Raw genomic sequence first — 13,305 nt, 5'->3', positions numbered from 1 at the left:
GACCACGTCGGTCCCGGGCGGATCACTCCGGGAAGGTGACGGTGCAGAGCTGCCCGGTCCCCTCCGGCTGCCGGCCGGCGCACGTGTCGGCGTAGCTCTCGTACGCGGAATCGACGTCGGCGGCGAAGTACAGGTCGTCGCACGCCGCCATGTCCCCGTCGTAGCAGTCCTGGGCCTGGGCATCGAGGACCGGATCCGACCCGAGACCGGTGGGCGGGATGGTCGCCGGGGGGACACCTCCGGGCGCGGAGGTGGTCGAGCCCGGGGACGGCGGGGTGCTCGACGACGGCGGGCGCGACGACGAGCTGCTCGAGGTGGACGGGTCGGCGACCGTCGTCCCACCGTCGTCGCCGCGCAGGAGGAAGAACAGGCCGACGGCGAGCCCGGCGAGCAGCAGCACGCCGCCGACGGTCAGCGCGACGACCAGGTTGCGCTTGCTGCCCGGCTGCTGCGGCGGGGCGTAGCCCGGCTGGCCGTACTGCTGCGCGTACTGCTGCTGGGCGTACTGCTGCTGCCCGTACTGCTGCGGGTCGTACCCGCCCGGCTGCCCGTACTGCGGCTGCCCGTACTGAGGTGCGTACTGCTGCTGCCCGTACTGCTGCGGGTCGTACGCGCCCGGCTGGCCGTACTGCTGCCCGTACTGGGGTTGCCCGTACTGGGGTTGCCCGTACTGGGCTTGCCCGTACTGGGGTTGCCCGTACTGCGGCTGGCCGTACGGGGACTGGCCGTACTCCGGCTGCGGGTCGTGGCCGGACCGGCCGATCGGCGCGGTCCGGTCCCGCTCCGCGCCGGGCGGGCCGTACTGGCCCGGCGGGAACGGCGAGGCGGGGGGGCGCCGGCTGGCCGGACTGCGGGGTGGGGTCGTCGGACCGGCCCCAGCCGGACTGCCCGGGCTGGCGGCCCGAGGGGTCGTCGTCGCCCTGGGGCGAGTACGGCGGCTGGGACATGACGGGCGGACTCCTCGCTGGTCGTGTGCGCAGGACAGGCTAGGTGCGGGCGGCAGCGACGAGAAGCACGGCGAGGTCACGGCGCCGCCGAGGCGCCCGCGGGCGACGGGTCGCCCCCCGGAGTCCCCGGAGGGCTCCTCAGTCGAGGTCGGCGCAGAAGGGGACGTCGTAGGCCTTGACCCGGCCGCCGCAGGTGGTGGCGTACTCCTCGTAGGCCGACAGCGGCGCGGATTCGGCGAAGAGGTCGTCGCAGGCCTGCAGGTCACCGTCGAAGCAGCTCTGCGCGTAGCCGTCGAGCACCGGGTCCGAGCCGAGGTCGCCGGGCGGCACGGGGTCGGACTGCTCGACGGGCCCCAGGGCCCCGCCCGTCGCGTACGGGTCGGTGTACCACCCCAGGTCCTCGGGAACCGACGCGCTCACGCCCTCGCCGATCGCCCGCCCCACGTCGTCGGCCGCGGTGGTGAGCACCAGCGCACCGAGGACGGCCGCCAGCACCAGGCCGGCCACCCCGATGCCGGTGGCGGCGAGGACGGTCCGCAGCGGACGGCCCGCGGGGACCGTCGGCGGCGGCACCGCCGGGGCGGGACGGGGAGCACCGGCGGTGGGGTCCCACGTCCCCCACGGCGTCCAGCCGCCGGTGGGTGCGGCACCGGCCGAGGGCGGCGCCCAGGGCGGCGCGCTCCAGGTCGGTGCGTCCCAGGTCGGCGGGACGGGAGCGGGGCCGCCCGCGGGTGACGGGTGGGACACGGGTCCTCCTCGGGACGGGGAGCGTCCGGCGCACGTTAACGGCTCGACCGGCCCCATCCCGGGTCCCGCACCGGGCTGCGGGGAGTGGGGAGGACGGGGCCCTCCTAAGGTCACGCGTGCAGCACTGATCCCACCGACACCACACGGGAGCGCAGCGTGGCCACCGAGCAGGACTACCGCATCGAGCACGACTCCATGGGGGAGGTCCGCGTTCCCGCATGGGCCAAGTGGCGGGCGCAGACGCAGCGTGCCGTCGAGAACTTCCCCATCTCCGGCACACCCATCGAGCGCGAGCTCATCGCCGCCCTGGCCGCCATCAAGGGCGCGGCCGCCCGGGTGAACGCCGACCTCGGCGTCCTCGACGGCGACGTCGCGCAGGCGGTCGCCGACGCCGCCGCCGAGGTGGCCTCCGGCACGTGGGACGAGCACTTCCCCATCGACGTCTTCCAGACCGGCTCGGGCACGTCGAGCAACATGAACACCAACGAGGTCGTCGCCAGCCTGGCCACCGAGGCGCTGGGCCGGCCGGTGCACCCGAACGACCACGTCAACGCCTCGCAGTCGTCCAACGACGTCTTCCCCTCGGCCATCCACGTCGCGGCCACCCGGGCGATCGTCCGCGACCTGGTCCCGGCGCTGCAGCACCTCGAGGCCTCGCTGTCGCGCAAGGCGGCGGAGTTCGCCGAGGTCGTGAAGAGCGGCCGCACCCACCTGATGGACGCCACCCCGGTCACCCTCGGGCAGGAGTTCGGCGGCTACGCGGCCGCCGTGCGCTACGGCGTCGAGCGGCTGCAGGCCTCGCTGCCCCGCGTCGGCGAGCTGCCGCTGGGTGGCACCGCGGTGGGCACCGGCATCAACACCCCGCCCGGGTTCGCCGCCGCCATCATCGAGCGGCTCGCCGCCGAGCTGGACCTGCCGCTGACCGAGGCGCGCGACCACTTCGAGGCGCAGAGCTCGCGCGACTCGCTCGTCGAGGGCTCGGGCCAGCTCAAGACCATCGCCGTCGGTCTGGTGAAGATCGCCAACGACCTGCGGTGGATGGGCTCGGGCCCGCGCACCGGGCTGGGCGAGATCCAGCTGCCCGACCTGCAGCCGGGCAGCTCGATCATGCCGGGCAAGGTGAACCCGGTGATCCCCGAGGCGGTCATCCAGGTGGCCGCCCAGGTGATCGGCAACGACGCCGCCGTCACGTACGCCGGCACGACCGGCGTCTTCGAGCTCAACGTGACGCTGCCGCTCATGGCCCGCAACGTGCTCGAGTCGATCCGGCTGCTGGCCAACGTCAGCCGGATCCTGGCCGACCGCTGCGTCGACGGGATCGTGGCCAACGTCGACCAGTGCCGGACCTACGCCGAGTCCTCGCCCTCGATCGTCACGCCGCTGAACAAGTACATCGGCTACGAGGAGGCGGCGAAGGTGGCCAAGCAGTCGCTGGCCGAGCAGAAGACGATCCGCCAGGTCGTGGTGGAGCGCGGTTACGTCGAGCAGGGGAAGCTCACCGAGCAGCAGCTCGACGAGGCCCTCGACGTCCTCTCCATGACCCACCCGTGACCGGTGGGGGTGGACCCGGCGCGGCCGCGGCCCCCGGGTCCACCCCTCCCGGCAGGCGGCTCCCTGTCGTCTCCACGGCCCGACGCCAGTAGCGTCGGGCCACGATGACCGAGACAGCTGGCAGCCGAGCCGACACCACCCCCGAGGTATCCCTCCGGCACCCGGGAGGTGAGCTCCCGCTGCGCGTGGTGCCGGCCACGGAGGGGTCCGCCGGCCTCGACGTCTCCAAGCTGCTGGCGACGACGGGTCAGGTGGCCCTCGACATCGGCTTCGTCAACACCGCGGCGTGCACCTCGGCGATCACCTACATCGACGGCGACGCCGGGATCCTGCGCTACCGCGGCTACCCGATCGACGCACTCGCCGGCACGGCCAGCTTCCTCGAGGTGAGCTACCTGCTCATCTACGGCGAGCTGCCCACCGCCGACCAGATGGGCGAGTTCGACGACCGGCTGCGCCGGCACACCCTGCTGCACGAGGACCTCAAGCAGTTCTTCAAGGGCTTCCCGCGCGACGCGCACCCGATGCCGGTGCTCTCCTCGGCGGTCAGTGCCCTCTCGACCTTCTACCAGGACTCCCTGGACCCCTTCGACGAGCGCCACGTGGAGATCTCCACGGTGCGGCTGCTGGCCAAGCTGCCGACCATCGCCGCCTACGCGTACAAGAAGTCCGTCGGCCAGCCGTTCCTCTACCCGGACAACTCGCTGGGCCTGGTGGAGAACTTCCTGCGGATGACCTTCGGCTTCCCCGCCGAGCCCTACGAGGTCGACCCCGAGCTCGCCGCCGCGCTCGACATGCTGTTCGTCCTGCACGCCGACCACGAGCAGAACTGCTCGACGTCGACGGTGCGGCTGGTGGGCTCCTCGCACGCCAACCTCTTCGCCTCGGTCTCGGCAGGCATCAACGCCCTGTTCGGCCCGCTGCACGGCGGGGCCAACCAGTCGGTGCTGGAGATGCTGGAGTCGATCCAGCGCGAGGGCGGCGACATCCCGGCGTTCGTCGAGCGGGTCAAGAAGAAGGAGCCCGGCGTCAAGCTCATGGGCTTCGGCCACCGGGTCTACAAGAACTACGACCCGCGCGCGGCGATCGTGAAGAAGACGGCCGACCAGGTGCTCGCCAAGCTGGGCGGCAACAACCAGCTGCTGGACCTGGCCCAGCAACTCGAGGAGATCGCGCTGTCGGACGACTACTTCGTCGAGCGCAAGCTCTACCCGAACGTCGACTTCTACACCGGGCTGATCTACCGGGCGATGGGCTTCCCGACCCGGATGTTCACCGTGCTGTTCGCCCTCGGCCGGCTGCCCGGGTGGATCGCCCAGTGGCGGGAGATGATCGACGACCCGGCCACCAAGATCGGCCGGCCGCGGCAGGTCTACACCGGCGAGACCGAGCGGGCCTTCGTCCCGCTCGCCGAGCGCTGACCCGGGCGGCGATGGGCAGCGAGCCGCCCGGCGAGGACGCCCTGGTCCTGCCACCGTTGCCGTTGGCGACCGGGCGGCTGCTGCGCGGCGACGACGACCGCCCGGTGGTTATCACCGGCGTCGAGCTCGTCGTCTCCACCGAGGACGGCGCCGAGCACCGCATCCCGCTGGTCCCCCGCCACGGCGCCTGGTGGCCCCCCGACCGCTGACCGCCCCCGTCACCTGCTCCCGCCCCGCGCACGCGGGCGGGGGCCTGCCCTCCCCCGGAGGGGTGAGACCGCCTCCCCCCTCCCTCCTCCGGGTCCCCCGCCGCGTCGATCAGACGGCTGAGCGCTCCACGGCATCCCGCCGCGGAGCCGACCACGCCCGTCGAGACGCCCCGGGGGACCCGCCGTGCCCGCACCACGCACGACCACCCTCCCGCGCACGCCGTCGGCCGGCCGCCCCGTCCCGAACCAGCAGCTGACCGCCCGCGAGGCCGAGGCGCTGCGCGCCCTGCTCGCGGCGCGCGCCGCCGCCGGCGCCGCGGGCACCGGTGCCGCCGGCCGGCCGGGCACGCCCCGTCCCGGCACGCGCACCACCCGGCCCGCCGCGCGGAAGAAGGCCGCCGGCCGCAGGCGGCCCCCCGCCCGCCGCCGTCCCGCCGCCCGCCCCGCCGCGCCGCGCCGCACCGGCGAGCGCGGGCCCTGGCGCACCCGGCTGCTCGTCGTCTGCCTGGCCGTCCTGCTCGTGCCGGTCGTCACCGGGCTGCTCGCGCCCACCACCTCCGCCCCCGGCGCGGCCACCGTGCCCGGCGACCCCTCCGGGCTCGCGCTGGCCGCCCGGAGCACGCTGCTGCAGGACGCCGACACCTACCGGCGGCTGCAGACGGAGATCGCCGCACGGCGCGCCGACCTGCAGCAGGCGCTGGCCGCCGAGCAGGCCGCACGCGCGGCCGTGGCCGCCGAGCAGGTCTCCGTCGGCGCCGCCGCGGCCGACCTCTACCGCGCCTCGGCCACCACGCGGATGCCGGTGCTCGGCCTGGACGCCACGGCGCCCGGCACGACCGCCGACGTCCTGTACCGGCAGGCGCTGGCCGACCGGGCCGCCGGCGACCGGGAGGCGTCGATCGCCCGCGCCGAGCGCGCCGCGCTCGTCGTGCGGACCGCCGCCACCCGGGTGGCCGCCGCCCAGGACGCCGTCGACGCCGCCACCGCGCAGGCCCGCGGCCTGCTGGCCGGCGTCCGCGCGACCGTCGGCGACCTCGGCCTGGACGTCGCGGGGCAGCTGGCCGCACTCGGCACCGTCCCGGCCGCGGGCGAGCAGCAGGCGCGCAACACCGCTGCGCTGCAGCGCTGGCAGGGCTACCTCACCGACCTGGCCACCGCCGGGATCGAGCCGCCGTCGGCCGCCGACCTCGCCGACCCCGCGGCGCTGCCCGAGGGCCTCTCCCCCGCGCTGGACGCCGCCGGCCAGGCCGTGCCGGGCGTCGCGTGGGCCGTCGCCGGCAACCGCCCGGTGACCGTGCTGCCGGCCGAGACCGTGGCCGCCGTCAGCAGCGCCCTGTCGCAGCTGGGCCACCCCTACGTCCCGGGTGCCGCCGGTCCCGACACCTACGACTGCGGGGGGCTCGTCGCCGCCTCCTGGCTGCTGGGCGGCTACGCGCTCCCGGCCACCGCCGCCGAGCAGTGGGCCGCCGCCACCGTCGTGCCCGCCGCGCAGCTGCAGGTCGGCGACCTGGTGGTCTCCGACGGCGGTGCCGACGTCGGCATCTGGCTCGGTGCGGGCGACGTGCTCGGCGCCTCGGCGGCCACCTACCAGGTCGGCGTCCGGTCGCTGCCGGACGACGCCCGTGCCGTCCGGGTGACCCTCCCGGCCCCGGCCGAGCCGAACGCGCCGCTGCCCGCCTCGGCGTCCGGTCGTGGTGCCTGCGGTGCGCCGCCGGCGCCGGCCGGGCCGGTCAGCCCCGCCTGGGGCGGGTACGCCAACGGGCGGATCCCCGCGTCGGCGCTGTGCCCGATCGCCCGCGGCCACGCGCTGCGCTGCGACGCGGCCGCCGGCTACGCGGCGCTGGCGCAGGCCTACCAGGCGGCCTTCGGCTCCCCGCTGTGCATCACCGACTCCTACCGGTCGATGGCCGCGCAGGTCGACGCCGCCCGCCGCAAGCCGGCGCTGGCCGCGGTGCCGGGGACGTCGAACCACGGCTGGGCGCTGGCGGTGGACCTCTGCGGTGGCGTCAACGTCGCGGGCACGCCGCAGTGGACCTGGATGACCCAGCACGCCGCCGCGTTCGGGTTCCTCAACCCCGACTGGGCCCGGCCCGGCGGCGAGAAGCCCGAGCCCTGGCACTGGGAGTACGGCACGCTCACGTGAGAAAGGACCCCTCTGCCCCCCACCGCTCGCGAGCTCGCGGCGGGACCCTGCAGAGGGGCCTCAGAGCCAGCGGAGGCCCGGGAGGGCGGACCAGGGCAGGCGGACGCAGGACTCCCCGGTCTCGCCGGCCAGCCGGGCGGCCACGGCGGCCGAAGCGCAGGCCAGCGGCCGCACCGGGGTGACCACCACGTGCGGCTCCGGCAGCCGCAGGCCGGCGTCGGCGATCCGCTCGAGCAGCCGGGCGGGATCAGCGAGGGCGGCCGAGGCGAGGACCGGAGCGCCGGGGTGCGACCACAGCGCCACCGGGCCCTCCACCCGCAGCACCCCTCCGGTGTCGGCGGCGCGGGCGGCCGCGGTGGCGCGGGTGCGGGCGACGACCGCGGCGTCGGCGCGCTCTGACGGCGTCCAGGCGACGGCGCGCTCGCCCCGGCGGACGACGACCTGCCAGCCGACGGCGGTGCAGGTGGCGTCGGTCCAGTCGAGGACGGCGACGCCGGACGCGGCGGCCGCGGCATCGGGAACCGGGCGGGCAGCGACCCAGTCGGTGAGCGCGGCGGCGACCCCGGCGGCGTCGGGCACCACGCCGGCGTCGGTCATGTCCTCGGCGAGGTCGACCAGCGCGGTGCGCACGCGGCGCTCGCCCTCGGCGAGGACCAGGACCGGGCCGCGGGAGGGGTCGCGGACGACGGCGGCGCGCAGCCCGCCGGTCGCCAGGCCCGGCAGCACCGCGGCGGCCGCGGCGTGCACCTGCGCGGCGCTGACCGGCGCGGGCCGCAGCCGCTGCAGGAGGCCGGCGCGGGACCGGCCGGCGCGCGCGGTGGTCACGGGCGGCGCCCGCCGAGGACGGCGCGCAGCGGTGCCGGCAGCGCGGCCACGGTCAGGACGCTGTCGAGCTCGGCCGCCGACAGGCGCACCGGCAGCACGTCGTCGGCCCAGCCGGTCACCCGGCGCACGCGCGCGGCCGGGGCCGGCCAGACGGCGTCCCGGGCGGCGGCGACGTGCAGCTCGGTGAGCACGTCGGCGAGGTGGACGGCGGCGACCGGGTGCACCCCGGGGTCGGTGAGGGCGGCGCGGACGACGTCGGCCAGGGCGGCGCGGTCGTCCGCCGACAGCCAGTGCGGCAGCAGGACGGCGGCGGTGGGGTCGCCCGCGGGCAGGACGCTCACCGTGCACCTCCCCCCGGACGGCTCTGCGGTCGCGGTCCCCCGGCGCCGGCGGCGCGGGCGGGTCTCGCGGTTCCACCCTCCCTATCGGCAGGTGCGGGCCGGGTTCGACCCGGCGTCGCCACACCGTCCCCGTCGGCTACTCGCTGAGCTCGGTGAGCCGGTCCTTGAGGGCCCGCTCGACCCGGTCGGCGTGCACGTTCATGTTGCGCACCGAGGTGCCCAGCTCCGTCGAGACCTGCGTCTTGGTCTGCCCGCCCCAGGTGGTCAGGTACCAGGTGGCCCAGCCGAGGACGTTGGGCTGGGCGGCCCGCTGGCCGCGGGCGGCCGTCGGGTCCGGCGCGCAGGCGGCGGTGAGCGCGTGCGACAGCAGGGTCTGCTCGGCCTCGTCCATGATCTGGTCGGGCGCCTCGTCGGAGTCGGGCAGGAGCACCTCGGTGGCGTCCGGCCCGCCGTCGAGCGACTGCAGGTTGCGCAGCGAGTTGAGGGTGGCGACGGTCTGGGAGTTGCGGCGCAGCGTGGCCACGCTCTGCCCCATGAAGGCGGCCAGCTCCCGCTCGGTCGGCCGCCGCTGGTGCTCGGCCTGGAAGGCGGCGACCGCCTTCTGCTGGCGGTTCTCCGTGTCGGCCGCCGTCCGGCCGTGGGCGTTGCGGCCCAGGTCGTGCACCCACTTGGACAGCTGGGTGGCGAGGAAGGCCCCGAACGGGACGCCCTTGGTCTCGTCGTACTGGCCGACGGCCTTGAGGATCCACTCGGCCACCTGCTGCCCCAGGTCGTCGGGGTCGGGCAGGTGCAGCCGGATGGTGCTCATGTTGCGCTGCAGCCGCTTGAGGCTGACCGGCAGGTAGTGCCGGCACAGCTCGTCGAGGAAGGCCGGCGGCAGGTCGCGCGGCGCGCGGCGGCGGACGTCGGCCTCCGCGCGCAGCCCCACGGTGGTGCAGCCCTGCTCGGCGCACCAGGCGCGGATCCAGTCGGCGAGCAGCGGGCCCTGGCCGCACGGGCCGTCGACCCGGTACAGGCCCTCGCCCTCGTCGTGGCTGACGGTGACGCCGTCGGGCAGGTCGGCGCGGAAGCGTCCCAGCGGCAGCTCGCGGTCGACCCGGAAGTGCACCCGGTCGCGGGGGGTGATCGGCGTCCGCGCGAAGCCCTCGGCCTCGGGGACGCCGCCGAAGACGAGCGGCGCGCGGACGGGGGTGGCGTCGGAGGACGGGGCGGGGGCGGGCTGGTTCACCGGGACTCCAGGACGTTCGCGGGCAGGACGACAGCCGGGCTGCTCAGGAGGCGAGGACGCGCTCGCCCGCCTGCGGACGGCGGGGCGCGGGGAGCGGGGCGGCGTCGTCGTCGGCGCCCATGAGGACCGCGGCGGCGGCGCGCTCGGCGGCACGGGGCTCGGCGGCGTAGACCGGCATGTGGTCGTAGAGGACCGTGAACAGGTCGCTGACGAAGGCGTAGGCGGCCTGGGCCTGCGGGGAGAAGCGCGCGATGGCCTCGCGGGGACCGAGCTCGACGCCCACGGTCACGCGGACGACGCGCTCGTCCTTGCCCAGTCCGCTGACGGCGAAGCCGACCTCGGGGTGCACGGCGGCCAGCGCGGCCAGCTCGGCGAGGCAGCGCCGGGTCGACCCGCGCCGCGGCCGCAGCTGGACGTGCACGACGACGGTCTCGGCCTCCGGCCCGGCAACGGCCTCGGCCAGCTGGTCCGTGCTTGCTGCAACGCTCTGTCGCATCCTGATCGCCCCCTGTGACGTGCTTGGGGACAACTCTGGCGGATGAGCGGACAGTGACGGGCACATAACTCGCCGTGCCCTGCGCAATCTCGGGGCCGACCTTCGTCAGGTCTTGCCCGAGGAGGTGTGCCGGCCGGTCGGGCGGATCCGCGCCACGGCGAGAGTTGCCGAGCCGCGGACCCGCCGTCCGTGGCGAGTCGTCAGCCCGCGGCCGCCTCCGGCGAGCCCTCGCCGGCCTGCTCCGCCGGCACGGCCGGGGCGACCGGGCTCGTGGCGTCCCCGGCGGGCGTGGCAGGGGCGGTGCCGGCCGCCGGGGCGAACGCCGCGAGCGCGCCCAGCGTGTCGGCGGTGACCTGGGCGGCGAGCAGGTTGGCCTCGGCGATCTGCCGGTAGACCTCCTCGCGGTGGATGGTCACCTCGCGGGGGGCCTTGAAGCCGAGGCGGACGGTGCCGCCGCGGACCTCGACGACGTGCACCTCGATGTCGTCGCCGATGCGGATCGTCTCGCCGACGCTGCGGGTCAGTGTGAGCACGGGTACCCCTCCATGGGTGTGTGTTCGGCCTCCGTGGCGGTGCCCGCCGGAGCGGGCGGTGGCGGCGTGTGCCGCCCTCTCCTCCCCTATCGGCGCAGCAGGCGCCGGATCGGATGACGGCTGTCGGGCAGGACCACCTGGGTGGCCCGCCAGTTGGCCGGGTTGACCACGATCGGCGCGCGCAGGTTGGCCGTCGCCGCCGACGGCCCCTCCGCCGGGACGGTCACCAGGCAGTACACCCGGGCGTCGGCGGCGTCGTCCAGGTCCAGCTCGGCGAGCACGGCGCGCGGGAGGACGGGCGCGTAGTCCGGGAAGTACCGGTCCGGGGGGACGGCCAGGAACCGCGGGCCGCCGGCGTCGAGGGACTGCAGCCAGAACAGCAGGCCGTCGCCGTCGGCGGTGACGAGCACGTAGTCCCGGAACTCCGGGAAGCCGGGCAGCGGGGTCACCATGCCGAGCAGGGGCAGCGTGGCGACCGGGGCGAGCGTCATCGGAGGAAGTCCACGAGCGAGGGCTGCACGACCTGGGAGGTCGCCTGCAGCGCGGCCTGGTAGCCGGTCTGCTGGAACTGCAGCTGCATGATCGTCTTCGGCAGGTCGACGTCCTCGACCAGGGCCAGCTGCTTGGTGAGCGACAGCTGCAGGTCGGTGTTGGTCTGGGCGGCGGTGTCCACGCGCGCGGCACGGGCACCGACCGAGGAGACGGCGGTCAGCAGCCGTGCCAGCGCGACGTCGAGGTCGCCCAGGTCGTCCCCGAGGGCCTCCGGGGCGCCGGCGACGTCCGAGGCGATCCGGCCGACCAGCGCGAACAGGTCGGTGCCGGACGGGTCGCCGAACGCCTCGGGCCCGGTGACGTCGATGCGGACGTCCTCGGCGTCGGCGATCCGGCGGGTGACGCCCACGACCGGGATGCCGTAGGCACCGCCGACGCCGGTGTACTTCCCGGTCGCGTCGTAGGCGGTGTCGCCCGGGGTGATCCCGCCGAAGAGGGGCCGGCCGTCGACGCTCTGGTTGGCCAGGCCCAGCAGGCTCTCCCGGAGGGCGGCGACCTCGGTGCCGATCGCGATCCGGCCGCTCTCGGAGAGCGCACCGCCGTTGGACGCCTGGATGGTCAGGTCCCGGACCCGGTTCACCTGCGTGACCATGCTCTGCAGCGTGGTGTCGGTGAAGTCCATCCACCCCTGGGCGTCGGAGATGTTCCGCGCCTGCTGGGCGGCGGCGGCCTGGTCCTGCCGGACCTGCATGGCCCGGTTGACGCCCGACGGCGAGTCCGACGGCTTGCTGACGATCTTCCCGGAGGTGAGCTGCTGCTGCAGCTTGCCGAGGTCGGAGAGGTTCTTGTTGAGGCCCTGCAGCGCGGTCTGCGTCACGGCCTTCTGGGTGATGCGCACTCAGGTCACCGCCCCACGAGGCCGGTGCGGCTGATCAGGGTGTCCAGCGCCTCGTCGATCGTGGTGATCATCCGGGCGGCCGCGTTGTAGGCGTGCTGGAACGAGAGCATGGTGGTCATCTCCTCGTCGAGGTTGACCCCCGAGACCGACTCGCGCGCGGCGTCCACCTGGGTGGAGAGCACCGTCTGCACCTCGAGGTTGCGGGTGGCCACCGAGGACTCCACGCCGAGGCTCACCACGAGCTTGCGGTAGACGGCGTCGGTGCCGGCGGGGTCCAGGCGAGCCGGAACAGGGCGTCGGCGTTGCGCCCGTCGGCGGACGCGACGCCACCGGTCGCGGTCGGCGAGGTCGCCGCCGCGGCGATATGCGCCGGGTCGGTCACCCGCAGGGTGAGGTTGGCGGCGGTGACCGCCGTCAGGTCGACCGGGTCGGTGCCCGAGCCGTCGTCGAACAGCGGCCCGCCCTGGGCGCCGGTCGAGTCGTACCCCGCGCCGTGGGCGGCGTTCAGGCTGCCGGCGAGCGTCCGCGCGAAGGCGTCGAGCTGCGTGCGGTAGCCGGGCACGATGGTGGTCAGGGCGGTCAGCTGCCCGGCGGCGGTCCCGCCGGGGCGCAGGGTGGTGTTCCCGGGGTCGGTGACCAGGCGCGGGGCGTCGGTGCCGACCCCGTCCGGGTTGTCGGCACCGGCCAGCCGGACCCGGGTGGCGGTGCCGCCCGAGACCAGCGTCGTCCCGCCGATGGTCACGTCGACGACGCCGTCGGCCCGCGGCACCGCCGTCGCGCCGACGGACTGCGCCAGCTGCATGACCAGCGTGTCGCGCCGGTCGGAGAGCTCGTTGACCGGCAGGCCGCTGAGCGAGGCCTGCCGGATCGAGGCGTTGAGCTCGGCGATCGTGCCGGCCGTGGAGTTCACGTCAGCGGCGAGCACCGAGAGGCTGTCGCGGGTCTGGTCCCACTGCTGGTCCAGGGCGGCCCGGGTGGTGTGCAGGCCGTCGGCCAGGGTGTCCAGGCGCTCCATCACCTGGCTGCGCGGCGCGAGCTTGAGCGGGTTGTTCGCCAGGTCGCTGAAGCCGGCCCAGACGTCGGTGAGCATGCTCTGGATGCCGCTGTCACCGGGCTCGCGGAAGTTCTCCTCGACCTGGCCGAGCGCGGCGTTCTCCGCCGTCAGCCGGGCGGTGTTCGCCGTCTCCAGCTGGCCGCGGGCCTCGAGGAACGCGTCGCGGACGCGGCGGACACCGGTGACGGCGACGCCGCCGTCGCTCCCGTTGCTCACCGAGTGGATCGCCGGGACGGCGGTGCCACCCATGGCCTGCAGGTCGACCCGCTGCCGGGAGTACCCCTCGGTGTTGACGTTGGCGACGTTCTGGCCGGTGACGTCGAGGCCGCGCTGGGCGGCCCACAGCGCCGTCGTCGCCGTGTTGAGGCTGCTGAACCCGCTCACTTGTACTCCTCGCTGGCGCTCGTCGACTGCGTTCGC

General features: G+C 75.5%; 15 protein-coding genes. 4 read left to right on the top strand and 11 right to left on the bottom strand.

What is annotated here, in order from left to right:
• Positions 1-22: 22 nt before the first annotated feature.
• Entirely contained in the window at positions 23-1,027 is a 1,005-nt protein-coding gene (locus tag ACU616_RS12640; RefSeq protein ID WP_446758810.1) for a hypothetical protein, read from the bottom strand.
• A gap of 58 nt (positions 1,028-1,085) precedes the next feature.
• The gene (locus ACU616_RS12635; protein ID WP_446758809.1) at positions 1,086-1,694 is read right to left on the bottom strand and encodes a hypothetical protein; all 609 of its coding nucleotides are present in this window, start codon (positions 1,692-1,694) and stop codon (positions 1,086-1,088) included.
• 156 nt (positions 1,695-1,850) lie between these two features.
• Here ACU616_RS12635 and ACU616_RS12630 point away from each other — a divergent pair, with 156 nt between their 5' ends.
• The 4 genes from ACU616_RS12630 to ACU616_RS12615 all read left to right on the top strand — a co-directional run bounded on the left by ACU616_RS12630 (position 1,851) and on the right by ACU616_RS12615 (position 7,018).
• On the top strand, positions 1,851-3,245 hold the full coding sequence (locus tag ACU616_RS12630; RefSeq protein ID WP_446758808.1) for a class II fumarate hydratase: 1,395 nt from the start codon (positions 1,851-1,853) through the stop codon (positions 3,243-3,245).
• 104 nt (positions 3,246-3,349) lie between these two features.
• On the top strand, positions 3,350-4,666 hold the full coding sequence (locus ACU616_RS12625) for a citrate synthase (protein WP_446758807.1): 1,317 nt from the start codon (positions 3,350-3,352) through the stop codon (positions 4,664-4,666).
• An 11-nt stretch (positions 4,667-4,677) separates the two neighbouring features.
• On the top strand, positions 4,678-4,875 hold the full coding sequence (locus ACU616_RS12620; RefSeq protein WP_446758806.1) for a hypothetical protein: 198 nt from the start codon (positions 4,678-4,680) through the stop codon (positions 4,873-4,875).
• 184 nt (positions 4,876-5,059) lie between these two features.
• Positions 5,060-7,018, top strand: coding sequence for an NlpC/P60 family protein (locus ACU616_RS12615; RefSeq protein WP_446758805.1), 1,959 nt, complete (start codon positions 5,060-5,062; stop codon positions 7,016-7,018).
• Positions 7,019-7,078: 60 nt separating this feature from the next.
• Here the strand turns inward: ACU616_RS12615 and ACU616_RS12610 are convergent, their stop codons facing one another.
• The 9 genes from ACU616_RS12610 to flgK form a co-directional block, all read right to left on the bottom strand.
• Positions 7,079-7,843: a hypothetical protein gene (locus tag ACU616_RS12610; RefSeq protein ID WP_446758804.1), complete on the bottom strand. Its 765-nt coding sequence runs from the start codon at positions 7,841-7,843 to the stop codon at positions 7,079-7,081.
• Positions 7,840-8,184, bottom strand: a complete 345-nt coding sequence (locus ACU616_RS12605) for a hypothetical protein (RefSeq protein WP_446758803.1) — start codon at positions 8,182-8,184, stop codon at positions 7,840-7,842. The genes ACU616_RS12610 and ACU616_RS12605 overlap by 4 nt, the downstream gene beginning before the upstream one ends.
• A gap of 136 nt (positions 8,185-8,320) precedes the next feature.
• Entirely contained in the window at positions 8,321-9,412 is a 1,092-nt protein-coding gene (locus tag ACU616_RS12600) for a flagellar biosynthesis protein FliA (RefSeq protein ID WP_446758802.1), read from the bottom strand.
• 43 nt (positions 9,413-9,455) lie between these two features.
• The gene (locus ACU616_RS12595) at positions 9,456-9,908 is read right to left on the bottom strand and encodes a hypothetical protein (protein WP_446758801.1); all 453 of its coding nucleotides are present in this window, start codon (positions 9,906-9,908) and stop codon (positions 9,456-9,458) included.
• 200 nt (positions 9,909-10,108) lie between these two features.
• The gene (csrA, locus tag ACU616_RS12590) at positions 10,109-10,441 is read right to left on the bottom strand and encodes a carbon storage regulator CsrA (protein ID WP_446758800.1); all 333 of its coding nucleotides are present in this window, start codon (positions 10,439-10,441) and stop codon (positions 10,109-10,111) included.
• Positions 10,442-10,527: 86 nt separating this feature from the next.
• A complete protein-coding gene (fliW, locus tag ACU616_RS12585) occupies positions 10,528-10,932 on the bottom strand; it encodes a flagellar assembly protein FliW (protein ID WP_446758799.1) in 405 nt (134 codons plus the stop codon).
• Complete coding sequence (gene flgL, locus ACU616_RS12580; protein ID WP_446758798.1) at positions 10,929-11,831, bottom strand: flagellar hook-associated protein FlgL; 903 nt, start codon at positions 11,829-11,831, stop codon at positions 10,929-10,931. The genes fliW and flgL overlap by 4 nt, the downstream gene beginning before the upstream one ends.
• A 5-nt stretch (positions 11,832-11,836) precedes the next feature.
• On the bottom strand, positions 11,837-12,070 hold the full coding sequence (locus tag ACU616_RS12575) for a flagellar basal body rod C-terminal domain-containing protein (protein ID WP_446758797.1): 234 nt from the start codon (positions 12,068-12,070) through the stop codon (positions 11,837-11,839).
• On the bottom strand, positions 12,064-13,269 hold the full coding sequence (gene flgK / locus ACU616_RS12570; protein ID WP_446758796.1) for a flagellar hook-associated protein FlgK: 1,206 nt from the start codon (positions 13,267-13,269) through the stop codon (positions 12,064-12,066). Before flgK ends, ACU616_RS12575 begins: the two co-directional genes overlap by 7 nt.
• Between the last annotated feature and the right edge of the window lie 36 nt (positions 13,270-13,305).

This window comes from Geodermatophilus sp. URMC 62 (assembly GCF_052931475.1).
This window is presented reverse-complemented; position numbering and strand designations above follow the sequence as displayed.

What these genes read in the sequence shown, in the direction of transcription:
- fliW (WP_446758799.1), bottom strand. Translation starts at nt 10,932, where the DNA reads ATGACGCTCGCCCCGGTCGCCACGCTGCCCCTGCTCGGCATGGTGACC.
- ACU616_RS12620 (WP_446758806.1), top strand. Translation starts at nt 4,678, where the DNA reads ATGGGCAGCGAGCCGCCCGGCGAGGACGCCCTGGTCCTGCCACCGTTG.
- ACU616_RS12595 (WP_446758801.1), bottom strand. Translation starts at nt 9,908, where the DNA reads ATGCGACAGAGCGTTGCAGCAAGCACGGACCAGCTGGCCGAGGCCGTT.
- ACU616_RS12625 (WP_446758807.1), top strand. Translation starts at nt 3,350, where the DNA reads ATGACCGAGACAGCTGGCAGCCGAGCCGACACCACCCCCGAGGTATCC.